Below are 17,139 nucleotides of genomic sequence, written 5' to 3' on the forward strand. Positions count from 1 at the left end.
CCTAGTCACGGCTGCCCCCGCCCGGCAGCTGCCGGGCGGGGGCACGGTGTCCCGGTGGTCAGTGCGCCTCGGCGGCACCCGGGCTGTAGAGGGCCTCGCCCATCGGGGAGTCCTCGCCGCTGATGTGGGCGCGGATCGCGGCCAGGTACTCGATGGTGAAGATGAGCAGCTTGGCCGTGACGCCGTCCATCGGTGTTCCTCGGGTCGAGTGCAAGTGTGCTCCTGGAGCCTTGTCCACCACCTCCGCTCCTCAGCCGATTTCGGCCGGTTTCGCCCCACTGACCTGGAGCACGAGCGCATCCACCGGCGCGCGCGAGAAATGTGCGCTGGGCTGTCGGCGGTCGAGCGCTAGCTTTGAGCCATGCACCTGCCCGCGTCGCTCCGCCAACCCGCCCGGTACGCCTCGTCGGCCGCCGGGGCGCTGCCCGTGCTGACCTTTCCGGCGGCGGGGTTGGGGTGGCTGGCGTGGGTGGCGCTGGTGCCCGGGCTCGAGTTGATGCGGCGGGCGGCCGGCGGGCGGGAGGCCGCGGTCCGAGGGTGGTGGTTCGGGGCGGGTTTCATCCTGACGGCGATGTACTGGCTGGTGCCGTCGATCGGGCCCGGCCTGCTCGCGCTCGCGGTGGTCTTCGGCGCCCTCCAAGGGTTGGTCGGCCTGGCCACCCACCGGCTGCTGCACCCGCCGCTCACCACCCGCAGGACGGTACTGGCCCTTCTCGTCATCCCGTCCGTCTGGGTGAGTACCGAGTTCGTCCGGTCCTGGCACGCGCTGGGCGGCCCCTGGGCCCTGCTCGGTGCCAGCCAGTGGCAGCACCCGGCGGTCCTGGGCCTGGCCTCGGTGGGCGGGGCGTGGCTGGTGAGTGCCGCGGTCGTGACCGCCAACGTGGGGGTGCTGATCCTGCTGACGGAGCGCCGGCTCCAGCTCCGGGTGCTCGCCGCCTTCGCGGTGACCGCGACGCTGCTGGCCGGACCGCTGCTGTTCGCCGCCCAGCGGGCCCCTGCCCCGGGCGACATCGCGACCGTGGCGCTGGTCCAGCCGGGCCAGACCCCGGGGCCCGAGGAGCGGCTGGCCGCGGGCGAGCGGATCACCACCGCGCTCACCGGGCGTCCGCTCGACCTGGTCGTCTGGGGCGAGAGCAGCACCACCGCCGACCTGGACCGCGACCGGGAGACGCTGGCCCGGCTGCGGCGGCTGTCCGCCTCCACCCGCTCCCCGCTGCTGGTCGGCGAGGACGCCCGCAAGGCCGACGGCAAGATCTCCAAGGACGCCGTCCTGGTCACCCCGGACGGCGTGACGGAGCGGTACCGCAAGATCAGGCTGGTCCCGTTCGGCGAGTACGTGCCGTTCAGGCCGGTGCTCGGCTGGCTGACCGGGGTGAGCAAGGCCGCGGGCGAGAACCGGGCGCCCGGCGCCGCCTTCCACCTCCTGCACACCGCCGACCGGGCGGGCCGCCCGCTGCCGTTCGGCGCCCTGATCTGCTTCGAGTCGACCTTCCCCGACATGTCCAGGGTCGCGGCGGCCGACGGCGCCCGGATGATCGTCTACCAGTCCGCGACCTCGACCTTCCAGTCCTCCTGGGCGCCGCAGCAGCACGCCTCGCTGGGCGCGCTGCGGGCCGCCGAGACCGGCCGCCCGGTGGTGCAGGCGGCGCTGACCGGCGAGTCGGTGGCGTACGACCGGCAGGGCCGCCGGCTGGCCTCGCTCGGCACCGGCGACAGCGGGGCGCTGACCGTCGCGCTGCCGCTGGCCGATCCGGGCGCCCGGACCTGGTACGTGCGGCTCGGCGACTGGGTGCCGTACACGGCGGCGGCCGTCACGCTGGCCGCCGCCGTCGCGGAGCTGCGCCGCCGCCGGGCACCGCAGGGGCAGCCGACCGGGCGTCAGCCCGAGGTGCCGGCCAGGTAGATCCCGAACACCGCGCCCACCGGGTCCCTGAGCACCGCGAGCCGTGGCCCGTCCGGCACGTCGGTGGGCGGCAGCACCGCCTCGGCACCCAGCGCCACCGCGCGCTCCGCCGACAGGTCCACGTCGGCGACCGCGAAGTACGGCATCCAGTACGGCGGCAGATCGGCCGGGAACTGCTCGCCCATGTCCAGCACGCCGCCGAAGTCCCGGCCGTCCAGACCCCACTGGCTGTACGACTCGCCGGGGCTGACGCTCCATCCGAACAGCGCCGGGTAGAAGGTCAGTGCGCCGGGCACGTCCCGGGTGGCCAGTTCGATCCAGCCCAGCGCGCCCGGCTCGTCGAACAGCGCGGTGCCCGGGAAACCACGGGCCTGCCAGACGGAGAGGACCGCGCCCGCCGGGTCGGCCAGCACCGCGAACCGGCCCAGCTCGAAGACGTCGTCAGGACCGGTCAGCGCCCGCCCGCCGGCGGCTGCGGCGGCGGTCACCGTGGCATCGGCGTCGGCGGTGGCGACCATCACCGTCCAGGCCGGGGGCCGCCCGCTGTCGGCCGGCGGAGAGATCGCGGCCACCGGATCCTCCCCCAGCAGCATCGGGGTGTAGCCGCCCGCCTCCACCCCCGGGTCCGGCGCGGCCCGCCAGCCGAACAGCTCGCCGTAGAACGCCCGCGCCGCCTGCGGATCGGTGCTGCCGTGCTCGACCCAGCAGGGGGCGCCCGGCGTGTTCTTGCTGATCCTCATCCCGGTCGTCCTCTCAGCGGATCTCGATGACGCACTTGCCGCGCGCGTGTCCCGACTCGACCGCGGCCATCGCCTCGGGGGCGCGGTCCAGCGTGAACGTCTCGGAGATGAGCGGGTCCAGGCCGCCGTTGGCGACCAGGGCCGCCAGCGCGGTCAGCACCTCCCCGCTGTGCCGGCGCCTGACGAACTCGCCTCCCAGCGCGGCGGCGGTCCCCGGGTCGAGCGTGGAGACCAGCCGGCCGCCGGTGCGCAGCGCGGCCGAGGCGGCCCGGGCGTCCTCGCCGCCCACCAGGTCGAGGACGCCGTCCACACCGTCCGGCGCGAGCGCCCGCACCCGGTCGGCCACTCCCTCGCCGTACGGGACCTGGGTCGCCCCGAGGCCGGCCACGTACTCGCGGTTCTGGTCGCTCGCGGTGCCGAGCACCCGGACGCCCCGGCCCGCCGCGATCTGCGCGGCCGCGCTGCCGACCCCGCCCGCGACGCCGAGCACCAGCAGCACCTGACCGGGCTTCAGGTCCAGCTGGGTGACCGCGTCGTACGCCGTGGCGGTGGCGACGGAGAGGGTGGCGGCCTGGGTGAAGGAGACGTCGTCGGGCACTTTGGCGGTCTGGTCCGACTCCAGCAGTGCGTGCTCGGCGAAGGCCCCGCCCGGCGTGGGCCCGAAGACCGGGTCGCCGACCGCCAGCCCGGTCACCCCCTCCCCCAGCACCTGGACCACGCCCGCCGCCTCCAGGCCGAGCACCCGGGGCGTCGGCTGCCCGGTGCCGAGCAGCCCCTGCCGGACCTTCCAGTCGGCCGGGTTGACCCCGGCCGCGTGCACGGCGATCAGCAGCTGGCCCGGGCCCGGCACGGGCACCGGCCGGTCCAGGAACTCCTGGGTGTCAGGACCGCCGTACGCCACGAATCCGAATGCCTTGGACATGTTCTTCCTTCGCTCGGGGCTCCTGCCTCCACCAGCTTGCGGGCGGCGGCCCCGGGACGGGAGGGAATGCTGCGCCGAACGAGCCTCCCGGGAAGCATGTTGTTCAAATTGGAACAACAGTGTACGGTCATCCGAAACAGCCCGAAGGAGGTCCGGCATGACGGATCAGCTGAGCCCGGCGACGGTACGGTCGAACGTCCAGATCCCGCTGGTATTCCCCGACGGCTACCGGGTCGTGGCCGAGGTCTCCACCTTCCACGGCCTGAGCGACGGCGCCGAACACCTGGCCCTCCGGCTGGGCGACCCCGGGGCCGGAGCACCGCTGGTCCGACTGCACTCCGAATGCCTCACCGGCGACGTGTTCGGCTCGGCCCGCTGCGACTGCGGCCCCCAGCTGCGCGAGGCCGTCGAGCGGATCGCCGAGGCCGGCGGCTACCTGCTCTACCTCCGCCAGGAGGGCCGCGGCATCGGCCTCTACAACAAGCTCGACGCCTACATGCTGCAGGACCAGGGCCTGGACACCTACGCCGCCAACACCGCCCTCGGCCTCCCCGAGGACGGCCGCGACTACACCGCCGCCGCCCAGATGCTCCGCACCCTCGGCAGCACCGGCATCCGGCTGCTCAGCAACAACCCCGACAAGGCCGCCCAACTGGCCGCCCTCGGCATCGAGGTGACCGAGCGGGTCCCCACCGGTGTGCACGTCTCCGCCAGCAACGTCCGCTACCTGCGTGCCAAGGTCGAGCACACCAACCACGCCATCGCCCTCACCGAGCTGGTCGGCTGAGCCCCACCGCCCGGCGCAGCCGCTCCGCCACCTTGCCGGTGAAGCGGACCACCTCGCCGAGCGCGGGCAGCGGGTCGTCCCGACAGAGCCGGCCCCGTTCGGTGGCGGACCTGGGCAGGACGTCCTCGGCCTGCGCCGTGCTCGCGACCCACCGCCGACAGCTCCCGGTACCCCTGCGGCGCCCAGGCCGCCGGACTCGGCACGCCGTACTGGCGGGAGCAGGAAGGCCCGGCGCGCTCGGCAAGCAGCAGGGCGTGGGTCGCACGGTCCGGCTCGGTCCGGGCTTGCGGCATGTCAGACCCTCATCGCGGGCGCGGTCCGGTCCCCGGACGCGGTGCCCCCGCTTCGCGCGCCGGTCAGGGCGACTCTCGGCCTCCGCGCCCGGAGCGGGCCACCCGAGCACGGAGCGGCCACCTCCGGTGACCCGAATGGGGGTGTTGCCGGTCGGCCGCACGGCGCACCCCTGGCTGAGGGGTGCTCCGTTCGAGGAGGGCGCCGGATGTTGACCAACCGTCTGTTGACCACCTGCCTGACCGGGTCGCCGTGAGTGCCGCTGGGACGACCCCGGTCACCGTGGTCGGAGCGGGCCCGTACGGCCTGGCCACCGCCGCCCACCTGCGCGAACACCGGGTGCCACTGCGGGTGTTCGGCGAGCCGATGGAGAGTTGGCGCAACCGGATGCCGACCGGGAAGTACCCCAGGTCCACGCCCTCGGCCTCCTCTGTCGCCGACCTCGCCGACCTCGCCGACCTCGCCGACCTCGCCGACCTCGCCCGGCAGCCTTCCAGTCCTCGGTGCCCGGCCTCTACTTCACCGGGCTCCCGGCGGCGGCCACCTTCGGCCCCCTGATGCGTTCGTCTGCGGCACCGGCTTCGCCACCCGGCGGATCTGCGCCGCCGTCGCCGAGGCCGGCCGGTGAACCGGGCGCCTTGGCCGAGGTGCACCGGTGGCACCTCGCTACGACTGGAACGGCCCCGGCAGCACCGAACCACCCGCCGACCTGCGGGTGGAAGGGACCGTCACAGCTCCGGGGGCCCGCCGACCGGACTGCCGACTGCCGCCCTGGCGCGGCGGTAGAGCCGCCAGCCCTTGGTCCGCATCCGCTCCGGCAGCGGCGCCACGGGTGCGCCCTCGCCCCGCGTCCAGCTCCGGAACCGCTCGGCCGTGGTGTCGGCCCGCACCATCAGCCTGGCGATCCGCAGCGGCTCGTCCTCGGCCGTGCTGAAGGCGTTCACCACCGCGCAGGCGGAGCTGAACCCGGCCAGGCCGACCTGGCGGCGGACGGCGGCGCTGGAGTAGCCGTGCGGGTAGGCGAACGAGGTCACCCGGTGGCCGAGCACGTCCTCCAGCTCCTGCCGACAGCCGACGGTCTCGCTGGCCAGCCAGCGGCTCGGCAGGGTGTCCAGCTGCGGGTGGGTCCGGGTGTGCGCGCCGATCTCCACACCGCAGGCGTCCAGCGTGACGACCTGACGCCAGTTCAGCATCCGAGCGGGCGGCAGCAGGCTGCCCGCCGCCTCGCCACCCGGCGGGTGGACCGCACCGGTGGTGACGAACAGCGTGGCGGGCAGGCCGCGTTCGGTCAGCAGCTGGGCCACCGTCCAGTAGGCGTCGGCGAAGCCGTCGTCGAAGGTGAGCACCGCCGGGGCGGCGGGCAGCGCCGGGCCGCCGCGGAGCGCCGCCACCAGGCGGTGCAGCGGGATGACGGTGCGCCCGGCGTCGGCGATCCGGTCCAGCTGTTCGGCGAAGGTGCGCGGGGTGACGGTGTACGGCGCGATCCAGGGCGGCGGGTCGTCCGACACCGAGTGGTAGAGGAACACCGGGACGGCCGTCATCGCGCACCCCCCGGCGCCCGGGCCCGATGGGCCGGGCCGACCAGCCGGCCGGTGCCTCCGGGCCGCCGGAGCCGTCCGACGGTGTAGCCGGTCAGCGTGACCACCACCCCCACGGCCAGGGCGCCGAGTTCGCGCGGCCCGCCCCCGCCGGGACGGATCGCCCGGGCCATCCCGCGCGGCACCGTGCTGCGCAGGTAGCGGCGTTCACTGGCCAGCGCGGGCCCGCGCCCGGCGCACCGGGCGACAATCGCCTTGGACAGCCCCTCAGCATAGCAACGCGACTGGAAGTAGGACCAGTTGGTACGCCCTTCGGGAACCCGGTGACTGACCCGGGCGGTCGGCTCGTAGCGCAGTTCGGCCTCCGGCCGGCCGGCCGCCAGCCGGATGCACAGCTCGGTCTCCTCGCAGCCGAGCGGCCGGCTGCCGATCCGGCCGAGGTCCGGGCGGAAGCCGCCCGCCGCGATCAGTTCGGCCCGCCGGAAGGACATGTTCGCGCTGATGAAGTTTCTTACCCGGGCGGTGTGTTCGGGCATGCCGAGGTAGGAGCAGCCGACCACCCAGTCGAACTCGGGCGGGAACCAGGCCGGGCGGCCGGTCTCCCAGCGCGGCCGGACCAGGCCGCCGACTCCGAGCACCCGGTCGTCCCGGTAGCCGGCCAGCAGGCGCTCGGTCCAGCCCGGGTCGGCGGTGGCGTCGTCGTCCAGGAAGGCGACGACGTCGCCCTCGGCCAGCGCCGCCCCGGTGTTCCGGGCGCCGGACAGTCCGGCCTGTGCCTCGTTCGCCACCACCCGGACACCGGCCAGCACCCCGGCCGCCCGGACGGCCAGTTCGGGGCAGTGGTCGACCACCAGCAGCACTTCGTCGGCGGGGCTGTACTGACGCTGCAGCGAGGCCACCGCGGCGACCAGATCGGGCCAGCGGGCCATCGTGTAGGAGCAGATCACCACGGTCAGCGTGAGCCGGTGCTCCGTCAGCCGGCCGCCGGTCTCCTGCCGGGCCCGGCCGGGTAGGTCGGTCATCTCTCTCGCCTTCCCTTCGTCGCCGGGGCACCCGGCGCGGCAGGGTGATGAGCAGCGGCACCGCCGGCAGGCACTCCGCGATCAGCCAGGTCAGGCCGACCCCGGTCAGCCCGAGCGGCCGGGCTGTACCAGGCGGTCGCGAGCAGCCGGAAGAGCGCGCCGAGCTTGGCCGACATCAGTGAACCGGCCGACAGTACAGGGCCGTTGTGCAGCAGCGGCCCGGTCGGGACGGCGGCCCTGAGCCTGGCCCTGAGCAGCGTCGGGTACGAGCACTGGCAGGGCAGCGCCACCGGACAACCGCAGCCGGCCGTGTCGGCCCCGGTGGCGGCCATCGCCCTCACCCCGTCCGGCTCAGGTGCAGCGAGCGGAGGTAGCCGAGCGGCCCGTACAGCATCCCGCGCAGCTCCCACGCGGCCAGCCGGGCGGACCGTCGGCCGGGCGGCGTGGTGCGTCCCCCGGCCTGCGCGGCGGCGTGCCGCAGCCCGCGGGGCACTCGGCGCAACAGCGCGGGCAACAGGCGGGGTTCGGCGGTGACGGCGGCGGTCAGGTACGCGCCGAGGCCGGCGCCGTAGCCGTAGAGCCGGGCGGGTAGCGCGTCGGGGGCCCCGCGGTGCCGGTGCCAGACCAGCGCGTCGGGCTGGTAGCTGAGCACGTGACCGCCGGTGACGATCCGGAAGAAGGCCAGCAGGTCGTCGCCGCCGTGGGCGGGGGTGCCGACGCCGGTGGCCGGGTCGAAGCCCCCGAACGCGCGCAGCACTCCGGTCCTGAAGGCCATGTTGGCCCCGGAGCCGAACTGCCTTGCCGTGAAAGGGAACAGCGGGTCGCCGGACGGCAGGTCGAGGGACCAGCGGCGTGGCGTGAAGCCCTTCCGGGAGCCGCCGTGCCGCTCCAGCGCGGCCTGGCCGGCGGTCTCCAGCTCGGCGGGCAGGATCAGGCCGGTCACGCAGCCGACGGCCGGGTCGTCGGCGAAGGCCGTGGCCAGGGCGGCGAGCCAGTGCCGGTCGACCAGGGTGTCGTCGTCGGTGAAGGCGATCAACTCGCCCCGGGCGGCTGCCAGTCCGAGGTTGTGCGCCCGGGCCAGACCCGGCACCGGCTCCCGCAGGTAGCGGACCCGGTCGGCGTACCGCTCGCGGATCAGCCTCCTCGCCTCGTCGCCGGCCGGGGCGTTGTCGACCACCAGCACCTCGTACTGCGGGCCCTCGATCCGCAGCACCGAGTCCAGGCACCCGCGGAGCAGCTCCGGCCGGTTCCGGGTGCCGATCACGACGCTGATCAGGGGCGGTGCCGCCGACGAGCCAACACCGGCCCGCCGACGCGGCACCCCGATCCTCGCGGTGGTCAACTGAGCTGCGGTGATCGGGATTTCGGTGAAGGCGGCTTCGACCAGCGCCCGGCGCAGACCGACCTGGTCGTCGGCGCGGCCGGTGGCGGTGACCAGTCCGAGCGGGTGTCCGTGCAGCCGCACCAACGCCAACACGCGGCCGTCCGGAGCGGCCGACCCGATGCCACCGGGCGAGCGCAGCTCACCGGGTTCGGCCAGGTCCAGTTCGACCACGTGGACGGAGGTGTAGAGCGAGTCCCGGGCGGCGGGGCAGGGGCAGGCCGTTGCGGTGCGCCGGTCGATGCCGTTCATCACCACTCCCCCGTGACGCGGCGGGCCGTTCCGCTGCCGCCGGGACGTTCGGAGATCAACGTCCGGAGCACCCGGCGGCCGTCCGGGACGGCGTGCAGGTGCGAACGGCCACCACGGCGGGGAAGTTCGAGGCTCGGCACCTCGGCGATCCGCAGGCCGGACCGCAGCGCGTGCGCGATCATCTCGGCCTCGATCTCGAACCCGGCCGAGCGCAGGTCGAGTTGGCCCAGGAAGCTGCGGCAGATGACCTTGTCGACGCAGTGCGGGATCTCCGTGAACCCCCAGGGGATGTTCCTGGCCTCGCTCCTGGCCGGCACGACCACGCTGACCGAGTGCCTGGTCCTGGTCCCGTCACCGAGCCGGCGCCTCGGCCGGGCGGCGGTCGGCCGGTCGGTGGCCCGGCGCAGCGGCGGGTCCCCGTCACGGGTGGGGTGGCGCAGGACGTTGGCGGGCAGCGGAGTGCTCATCACGCACGGCCTTCTCCGAGAGCTGCGGGCACGCGGACCCCCCACGGCGTGACCCGATGACACGGGGCGGACCGCCACGCCGAAGGGCGCGGGGTGGACCCCGGCTGGGACGGGAGCGGACTGCGGCGCGGCGGGCTGGCACGTACTCCCCCGGAGCCCCTCCGGACTGCGCCGGCGCTCCCGGTCGGCTGAGCGCCGACCATCGCTGGCAGCTGGTATGTACTGGTGCCAGGGCCTCATCGTCCGCCCGGAGCAGGTCCTGCGTCAACCCTTTGGGCGGTTGTGCCCCGATTCATTCCGCCCGGCGGCGCTCGTCCGCGATCCGGCGGGAGATCTCGTCCGGACGGACCGGACGGCCGAAGTGCCAGCCCTGCGCCCAGTCACAGCCCATCTGCCGCAGCCGCTCGGCGTCCGCGCCGGTCTCCACGCCCTCGGCGGTCACGGTCAGGCCGAGCGTGTGCGCGAGCGAGACCAGCCCGCTGACGATCCGCCAGCCGGTGTGCGCGTCCTTGGTCGGGTCGTGCAGGTCGCCGACGAAGGAGCCGGCGATCTTGAGGCAGGAGACCGGCAGGTCGCGCAGGTAGGCCAGGTTGGACCAGCCGGTGCCGAAGTCGTCCACCGCCAGCGAGACGCCCAGGTCGCGCACCCCGTGCAGCGCCTTCAGCGCCTCGTCCTCCGGGCCGACCACGGTGGACTCGGTGATCTCCAACTGGAGCTTGGCGGGCGGCAGCCCGGTCTTGCGCAGGATCCGCTCGACGTCGGTGACCAGACCGGCGTTGCGGGCCTGCCGCACCGCCAGGTTGACGTTCACCTGCGGTGCGTCCTCGCCGAACTCCCGTACCCAGTCGGTCGCCTGGCGGCAGGCCTGCTCCAGCACCCAGCGGCCGAGCGGCATGATCAGGCCGGTCTCCTCGGCCACCCCGATGAACTCGTCCGGGCCGAGCACCCCGAGCTGCGGGTGCCGCCAGCGCACCAGGGCCTCCACCGCGACCAGCGAGCCGTCGGCCAGCGAGCAGAGCGGCTGGTAGTCGATGAAGAACTCGCCCCGGTCCAGCGCGGCGGGCATCCGCACCGAGACCGCGTACCGGCTGACCGCGCGGGCGTTCTCGGTCGGGTCGAACAGCGTCCAGCGGCCGCGGCCCGCCTCCTTGGCCCGGTACAGCGTGAGGTCGGCCGCCCGGACCGCCGCGCCCGGCGTGGTGGTGGCCACCCGACGCTCCAGCACGCCGACGCTGGCCCCGACCGCCAGCGAGTGGTCGCCGACCTGCACCGGTCTGGCCAGCGCGGCCAGCACGGTCTTGGCGGCCGCCACCGCCTCCTGCTCACCCCGGCAGTCCTCCAGCAGCACCACGAACTCGTCGCCGCCGAGCCTGGCCACCAGGTGGCCCAGCGGGGTCAGCGCGGTCTCCAGCCGCTGCGCAACGGCGGCCAGCAGCTGGTCCCCCGTGTCGTGGCCGAGGCTGTCGTTGACCACCTTGAAGCCGTCCAGGTCCACGTAGCAGAGGCCGAACCTGGCCCCGGGCTCCGGCTCCTCGAACAGCTTCTCCAGCCGCTCGAAGAAGGCCACCCGGTTCGGCAGCCCGGTCAGCGGGTCGTGGGTGGCCTGGTGCCGCAGCCGCTCCTGCAGTCGGTAACGGTCGGTGATGTCCTCCAGCATGGCCACCTGGTAGAGCGGCAGGCCCTCGTCGTCCCGGATCAGCGAGACGGTCAGATGGGTCCAGACCACCTCGCCGTCCTGCCGGTAGTACGGCTTGTCGAACTGGAAGTACTCCCGGCGCCCGGAGATCAGGTCCTCGTACGCCTCCCAGACCCCCGGCGTGTCCTCGGGGTGCACCAGCTCCTCCACCCGACGGCCCGTCATGTCCAGCGAACCGGTGCCGAAGATCTCCCCGAGCGCGCGGTTGACCGAAATGATGTTGCCGTCGGTGTCGCCGATGCCGATACCGATCGCGGCGCTCTCGAACAGGGCGCGGAACTTGTTCTCCGACTCCCGCAGCGCCTTCTCCACCTCGCGCCGCGCGGTGTCGGCGGCCAGCCGGATCGCCTCCTGCTCGCGCAGGGTCCGCTCCCGCAGCGCCTCCGCCCAGCCCGCCGCGAAGGCCCCGCTCAGCGCCGGTCCGCGGCCGTCGCCGACCGGGCCGAGCTGGAGCAGCTCGACCGCCCTGGCCAGCACGGCGGGGTCGGTGAAGTGCGCGTCCACCAGCTGGGCCCCGGCCTGCCCGGCCAGCGCGGGCTGGAACGGCTCCTCGTGCTGGGCCCGGTGCAGCAGCACGGCCGTCCGGGACACCAGGCGGCGGAGGATGCCCGGGTGCACGGCCATGCCGTGACCACTGCGGAGCAGCCGCTCCCACTCCTGGTGGAACCAGGTGGGTGCGTCCACCCGGTCCGGCCCGTCCGACCCTGCGGTCACGGCAGCAGTCCGACGCCCGACAGGCCGGTCATCCGCTCCGGGTGCGGGCCGACCGACTCCGGGTCCTCGGGGCGCCACTCGGGCAGGTAGACCAGCCCGGGTTCGAGCAGCTCGAAGCCGTCGAAGAAAGCCTCGATCGCCGCCCGGTTGCGCATCGTGATGGGGGTCGGCGTGCGCCGGTACAGGTCCTGGTGCGCACCGGCCTGGTCCGGCCTGCCCTCCAGCGAGGCGTGGCAGATGACCAGCGCGCTGCCCGGCGGCAGCGCGTCCCTGAGCACCCGGACCAGCCGGTACGGGTCGTCCTCGTCGGTGATGAAGTGCAGCACCGCGACCAGCAGCAGCCCGACCGGCTCGCCCGCCGCCAGCAGCTCGGCCACCTCGGGCCGGGCGAGCAGGTCCTCGACCTGGCGCAGGTCCGCCTCGACCACCACACTCTGCGGGTCGTCCTTGAGCAGCAGCCGGCTGTGCGCGACCGCGATCGGGTCGTGGTCCACGTACACCACCCGGCTGTCCGGCTGGATCGCCCTGGCGATCTCGTGCACCGGGCCGAAGGTGGGTATGCCGGAGCCGATGTCCAGGAAGCGGGTGACGCCCTGCTCGGCGAGGTGCTCCACGGCCCGGCGGAGGAATGCCCGGTTGGCCCGCATGATGGCGGGCAGCTCAGGCCAGAACTCGATCGCCTTGCGGGCCATCGCCCGGTCCACCTCGAAGTTGTGCGAGCCGCCGAGGTAGTAGTCGTACACCCGGGCGGCGTTCGGCTTCTCGGTGTCGGTGCCGGCGGGGACCCAGTTCGCTTGCTGCATGAGGCATCCCTACCGGAGGTGGAGTGAACGACAAAACATGAGGATCTTCCTATCATCGCCTCTCCCCTGCAAGCAGTGAAACCGCTGAGACGGATGTGGCTGAAGGGGCTGTCCTCAGGCCTGCCTCTCGGATCACGCCGGGCGGCCGATGCCGGATCAGCGAGGGACGTACCCCCCATGCCGCCCGCTGACCCGGTGTGACCCGGAAGGCAAGCCTGGCGGACGAGGCGCCGTTCCGGACCGGCCGGGCGAGAATGGGACGGTCATGGCCGGACCCATCGAGGACTACGCCCTCCTCGGAGACCTGCAGACCGCCGCCCTGGTCGGCCGGGACGGATCGGTCGACTGGCTCTGCCTGCCCCGGTTCGACTCGCCCAGCTGCTTCGCCGGGCTGCTCGGCACCGACCGGCACGGCGCCTGGCGACTCGGCCCCGCCACCGGCGGCCCGTGCACCGAACGCCGCTACCACCCGGCGGGCCTGGTGCTGGAGTCGGTCTGGCGGACCGCCACCGGCACCGTCCGGGTCACCGACTTCATGCCCCGGCGGGAGCGGCTCCCCCGGCTGGTGCGGATCGTCGAGGGCCTCACGGGCACCGTCCGGATGCGCGGCGAACTGCGGCTGCGGTTCAACCACGGCCGGATAGAGCCCTGGGTGCGCCGCACCGACCACCACCGGATCGCGGTGGCGGGCCCCGACTCCGCCTGGCTCCGGGTACCCACCGGCGTGCACACCTGGGGCGAGGACGGCGCGACCGTCTCCGAGTTCACCGTCGCCGCGGGTGAGCAGGTCCCGTTCGTGCTCACCTGGCAGCCCTCGCACCGCTCCGACACCCCCCGGGTCGATCCGGCCGAACTGCTGGCCCGGACCCTGACCGGCTGGCAGTCCTGGGCCGACGGCCTGCGCTACCAGGGCCCGTACCGGGAGCAGGTGCTGCGCTCGCTGATCACCCTCAAGGCGCTCACCTACGACCCGACCGGCGGGATCGTCGCCGCCCCGACCGCCTCGCTGCCCGAACTCCCGGGTGGGATGCGCAACTGGGACTACCGGTTCTGTTGGCTGCGGGACTCCAGCATGACGCTGGCCGCCCTGCTGCGCGGTGGCTTCCGGGACGAGGCGGCGGCCTGGCGGAAGTGGCTGCTGCGGGCGATCGCGGGCGATCCGGGCGACCTCCAGGCGGTGTACGGGGTGGCCGGCGAGCGCACCCTGCCGGAGACCTCGGCCGACTGGCTGCCCGGCTACCAGGGCTCCACCCCGGTCAGGTTCGGCAACGCGGCCGTCCACCAGCTCCAACTGGACGTCTACGGCGAGGTGTTGGACACTCTCGAACTGGCCTACCGGGCGGGCATCCCGATGGAGCGCAAGGTCTGGGGACTGCTCCGCAGCCTGATGGACTTCCTCGCCCTGCACTGGCGCGAACCGGACGAGGGACTCTGGGAAGTCCGGGGTCACCGGCGGCAGTTCGTGCACTCCAAGGTGATGGTCTGGGTGGCCGCCGACCGCGCCGTCCGACTCGCGGAGGCCACCGGACTGCCCGCACCGGTCGAGCGCTGGCGCACCCTGCGCGACACCGTGCACGCCGAGGTCTGCGAGTACGGCTACCACGCCCGCCGGGGCGTCTTCGTCCAGGCTTACGACACCGAGGAGTTGGACGCCGCCACGCTGTTCATCGCCAAGTCCGGCTTCCTGCCGCCCGACGATCCCCGGGTGGTGCGCACCGTGGACGCCGTCCGGACCGAGCTGGACCAGGACGGCTTCGTCCGCCGCTACCGGGCCGCTCCCGACACCGACGGGCTGCCCGGCTCCGAAGGGGCTTTCCTGGCCTGCTCGTTCTGGCTGGCCGACGCGCTGGCGCTGACCGGGCGGCGGCCCGAGGCCAGGGAGCTGTTCGAACGTTCGCTGGCGGTGGCCAACGACCTGGGCCTGCTGGCCGAGGAGTACGACCCCGCCACCGGCCGCCAACTGGGGAACTCCCCCCAGGCGTTCACGCACGTCGCGCTGGTGAACACCGCGTTCGGGCTGGCCGACGACGAAGCGGCCGACCCCACCGCCGTGGGATCGGCCGCCGCTCACTGAACCGCCGTCAGCTGGTGGCGGTGCAGGTCAGGGTCGGGGCGGTGTTGCTGCCCGAGTAGTTGGCGCCGAAGCCGAAGCTGGTGTTGCCACCGGCCCCGACGGTGCCGTTGTAGCCGAGGTTGGTGACCGCGACCGACGTACCGCTCTGGGCGAGGCTGCCGTTCCAGAGGTTGGTGATCTGCTGGGTGCCGCCCCAGGTCCAGGTGACCTTCCAGGACTTGGTGGGCACGGTGCCGGTGTTGGTGACCGTGACGTCGGCGTTGAAGCCGGAGCCCCAGTCGTTGCTCACCTTGTAGGTCGCGGCGCAGCCGGCGTTGCCGTTGCCACCACTGGTCGTGGTGGTGACGCTCAGCGCGGCGGAGGCCGCCGAGACGTTACCGGCCGCATCGCGGGCCTTGACCGTGTAGCTGTACGCCGTCGCCGCCGTCAGGCCGCTGTCGGTGTACGAGGTGGTGGCCGAGGTGCCGACCTGCACACCGTTGCGGAAGACCTGGTAGCCCGTCACGCCGACGTTGTCGGTGGAGGCGGTCCAGCCCAGGGTCAGACCCGTGGTGGTGACGCCGCTCGCGACCAGCCCGGTCGGGACGGTCGGCGCGGTGGTGTCGCCGGTCCCGGCGGAGGTGGTGACGCTCAGCGCGGCGGAGGCCGCCGAGACGTTACCGGCCGCATCGCGGGCCTTGACCGTGTAGCTGTACGCCGTCGCCGCCGTCAGGCCACTGTCGGTGTACGAGGTGGTGGCCGAGGTGCCGACCTGCACACCGTTGCGGAAGACCTGGTAGCCCGTCACGCCGACGTTGTCGGTCGAGGCGGTCCAGCTCAGGGTCGCGCCGGAGGCGGTGACGCCGCTCGCGGCGAGCGCGGTCGGGGCGGTCGGGGCGACGGTGTCGCTGGTGCCACCACCGACCGGCGGGTAGGCGTTGGCGAGCAGCTGGCGGAACTGCGCGGAGAACCAGGTACCGGCCAGCGGCGAGTCCGGCAGGGCGCCGGACATCTGGAAGTTGTTGCGCGCGTTCCCGGTGTAGGTCGGGTCGCACATCCCGTCGAAGCCCTTGCCCTGGTCGTTCGGGATCATCTTGCTGGCGCCGTCCGACTCGCCCGGAGGCTTCACCCAGACGTAGGCGTCGATGCCCGGCTCGGGCGCGGCGGTCGGGCGCTCGCCGAGGCCGGCACCGGCCTGGTTGCACCAGTTGCCGGTCTGGAACCGGCGGTCGATCCGGCCGCCGTCCACGTACGCGTCACCGCTGGTCTGCGGGCCGGGACCGGTCGGACGGTTGGGGCCGCCCCAGCCGTTGCGGGAGGTGTCGATCAGCATGCCGACGTTCGACGGGAAGCCGACCTCGACCGCCTTGGCGCGGAACGCCTGGGCGTACGACAGCTCGTCGACGTAGCGGTTCCAGTCCACCCACTTGGAGGTGCCCCGGATCGACTGGCCGCCGACGGTGTCGTTGATGGTGAAGTAAGGCTCCTTCAACGCCGAGTAGTTGGCGGTGTTCACGACGAAGCCGTGCACGTTCGCCGGGGTCGAGCCGGAGGCGTTGGCGGCCTGGAGGAGCAGGTTCGCGGTCGGGCCGAAGTTGGAGTCCCAGCCCAGCCAGCCGTGGTGCCCGGCGTCGATGTAGTTGTAGACGTTGGAGATCGCGCCCAGCTTGTTCAGCGCGTAGCCGACGCCGGTCACGTAGTTGCCGTTCGCCTTCATCACGTCACAGGTGGGGGTGGCCGTGGCCGTTCCGCCCGCGTTGGTGATCAGGTTCGGCAGCGAGTCGAGCTCGATCGTGGTGACGATCCGCAGGTTGGCGTAGGCCGGGTCGGCCAGGATCGCGGCGATCGGGTCGATGAACTCGGTCTTGTAGCGGCCGATCTCGGTCGGGCCGAGCTCACCGTTGGACGACAGGGCGGCGCAGTCGCGGCCGGGCAGGTCGTAGATGACCACCTGGAAGACGAACGGCTTGCCTGCGGCGTTGGCCTGGCTGACGGCGGAGTTCAGGTGCGCCCGCAGGCCCATCGAGCTGCTCGAACCGTTGATCGCGGCGATCCGGTCCAGCCAGACGTAGGTCGGCTGGTTGGCGACGGCCGAACCACCCGGCTCGGCAGCGGCGTTGGCGGCCCACTCGGGGTTCACGTAGACGCCGGCACCGGCATAGGGATTGTCGACCTTGGGGGTGGCGGCGTGCGCTGTGCTCGCCATCGGAAGCAGGGTTGCCGCGCCGAGAGCGGTCGCGAAGACGGCCGTTCGGAGGCGACGGAGGAGCTGTCCTGACACGTGCGGATTCCTTTCGGGTGGGGGAAATCCGGTGGGGCGGAGTAGCGGGGACGCTGGTCAACCGTGGGAGCGCTCCCACCTTGCGTGATGCGGCTGACATCACAGGGAAGGACAGGTGGGGTGCGGTGGTGCCTGGCCGACTCGGCGGGTGGATAACTCCCCGCATCTCAGGGCGGCCCCTGAGCTCACGGCATATCAACCCATGAAGGCGCTGGGGCGTCAAGCATTCTGACCGACTTCAGTAACTGAACACGGCGCTTCCCATGGGAGCGCTCCCGAAACGGAGTTG

Annotated in this window: 14 protein-coding genes; 4 read left to right on the top strand and 10 right to left on the bottom strand. The window is 73.4% G+C overall.

All coding sequences use genetic code 11. The features are described from left to right. Positions 1 to 58 precede the first annotated feature (58 nt). Positions 59 to 190 (bottom strand): hypothetical protein, encoded by a 132-nt coding sequence (locus ACKUU6_RS05365; protein WP_407987284.1) that lies wholly within the window; start codon positions 188 to 190, stop codon positions 59 to 61. Positions 191 to 361: 171 nt separating this feature from the next. Between ACKUU6_RS05365 and lnt the strand changes: the two genes are divergently transcribed. Continuing rightward, positions 362 to 1,903: an apolipoprotein N-acyltransferase gene (gene lnt / locus ACKUU6_RS05370; protein ID WP_407987285.1), complete on the top strand. Its 1,542-nt coding sequence runs from the start codon at positions 362 to 364 to the stop codon at positions 1,901 to 1,903. Here lnt and ACKUU6_RS05375 read toward each other — a convergent pair. Both ACKUU6_RS05375 and ACKUU6_RS05380 read right to left on the bottom strand, forming a co-directional pair. Continuing rightward, positions 1,879 to 2,643 carry a VOC family protein gene (locus tag ACKUU6_RS05375; RefSeq protein WP_407987286.1) on the bottom strand — a complete coding sequence of 255 codons (765 nt, stop codon included), beginning with the start codon at positions 2,641 to 2,643 and terminating at the stop codon, positions 1,879 to 1,881. The two genes, lnt and ACKUU6_RS05375, sit on opposite strands and share 25 nt — an antisense overlap. Positions 2,644 to 2,656: 13 nt before the next feature. Beyond that, positions 2,657 to 3,565, bottom strand: coding sequence for an NADP-dependent oxidoreductase (locus ACKUU6_RS05380; protein WP_407987287.1), 909 nt, complete (start codon positions 3,563 to 3,565; stop codon positions 2,657 to 2,659). A 157-nt stretch (positions 3,566 to 3,722) separates the two neighbouring features. Here ACKUU6_RS05380 and ACKUU6_RS05385 point away from each other — a divergent pair, with 157 nt between their 5' ends. Together ACKUU6_RS05385 and ACKUU6_RS05390 are read left to right on the top strand one after the other, a co-directional pair. Continuing rightward, positions 3,723 to 4,352 (top strand): GTP cyclohydrolase II, encoded by a 630-nt coding sequence (locus ACKUU6_RS05385; protein WP_407987288.1) that lies wholly within the window; start codon positions 3,723 to 3,725, stop codon positions 4,350 to 4,352. Positions 4,353 to 4,895: 543 nt separating this feature from the next. Next, positions 4,896 to 5,201, top strand: coding sequence for a hypothetical protein (locus ACKUU6_RS05390; RefSeq protein ID WP_407987289.1), 306 nt, complete (start codon positions 4,896 to 4,898; stop codon positions 5,199 to 5,201). Between the two features lie 170 nt (positions 5,202 to 5,371). Here the strand turns inward: ACKUU6_RS05390 and ACKUU6_RS05395 are convergent, their stop codons facing one another. From ACKUU6_RS05395 to ACKUU6_RS05420, 6 genes are all read right to left on the bottom strand, one after another. Then, positions 5,372 to 6,184: a polysaccharide deacetylase family protein gene (locus ACKUU6_RS05395; RefSeq protein WP_407987290.1), complete on the bottom strand. Its 813-nt coding sequence runs from the start codon at positions 6,182 to 6,184 to the stop codon at positions 5,372 to 5,374. Next, positions 6,181 to 7,203: a glycosyltransferase family 2 protein gene (locus tag ACKUU6_RS05400; RefSeq protein WP_407987291.1), complete on the bottom strand. Its 1,023-nt coding sequence runs from the start codon at positions 7,201 to 7,203 to the stop codon at positions 6,181 to 6,183. The genes ACKUU6_RS05395 and ACKUU6_RS05400 overlap by 4 nt, the downstream gene beginning before the upstream one ends. Positions 7,204 to 7,540: 337 nt before the next feature. Next, positions 7,541 to 8,836 carry a glycosyltransferase family 2 protein gene (locus ACKUU6_RS05405; RefSeq protein ID WP_407987292.1) on the bottom strand — a complete coding sequence of 432 codons (1,296 nt, stop codon included), beginning with the start codon at positions 8,834 to 8,836 and terminating at the stop codon, positions 7,541 to 7,543. Then, on the bottom strand, positions 8,836 to 9,303 hold the full coding sequence (locus ACKUU6_RS05410; protein WP_407987293.1) for a hypothetical protein: 468 nt from the start codon (positions 9,301 to 9,303) through the stop codon (positions 8,836 to 8,838). The genes ACKUU6_RS05405 and ACKUU6_RS05410 overlap by 1 nt, the downstream gene beginning before the upstream one ends. A 292-nt stretch (positions 9,304 to 9,595) precedes the next feature. Then, positions 9,596 to 11,713 carry a putative bifunctional diguanylate cyclase/phosphodiesterase gene (locus ACKUU6_RS05415; RefSeq protein ID WP_407987294.1) on the bottom strand — a complete coding sequence of 706 codons (2,118 nt, stop codon included), beginning with the start codon at positions 11,711 to 11,713 and terminating at the stop codon, positions 9,596 to 9,598. Further along, positions 11,710 to 12,516, bottom strand: a complete 807-nt coding sequence (locus ACKUU6_RS05420) for an SAM-dependent methyltransferase (RefSeq protein ID WP_407987295.1) — start codon at positions 12,514 to 12,516, stop codon at positions 11,710 to 11,712. The genes ACKUU6_RS05415 and ACKUU6_RS05420 overlap by 4 nt, the downstream gene beginning before the upstream one ends. Before the next feature lie 265 nt (positions 12,517 to 12,781). Between ACKUU6_RS05420 and ACKUU6_RS05425 the strand changes: the two genes are divergently transcribed. Then, positions 12,782 to 14,590, top strand: a complete 1,809-nt coding sequence (locus ACKUU6_RS05425; protein WP_407987296.1) for a glycoside hydrolase family 15 protein — start codon at positions 12,782 to 12,784, stop codon at positions 14,588 to 14,590. A 7-nt stretch (positions 14,591 to 14,597) separates the two neighbouring features. On the opposite strand, the gene ACKUU6_RS05430 is transcribed toward ACKUU6_RS05425, so the two are convergent. After that, positions 14,598 to 16,775: a glycoside hydrolase family 6 protein gene (locus ACKUU6_RS05430; protein WP_407987297.1), complete on the bottom strand. Its 2,178-nt coding sequence runs from the start codon at positions 16,773 to 16,775 to the stop codon at positions 14,598 to 14,600. Positions 16,776 to 17,139: the final 364 nt, after the last annotated feature.

This window comes from Kitasatospora sp. CMC57, from assembly GCF_045866025.2.
Classification (GTDB): domain Bacteria; phylum Actinomycetota; class Actinomycetes; order Streptomycetales; family Streptomycetaceae; genus Kitasatospora.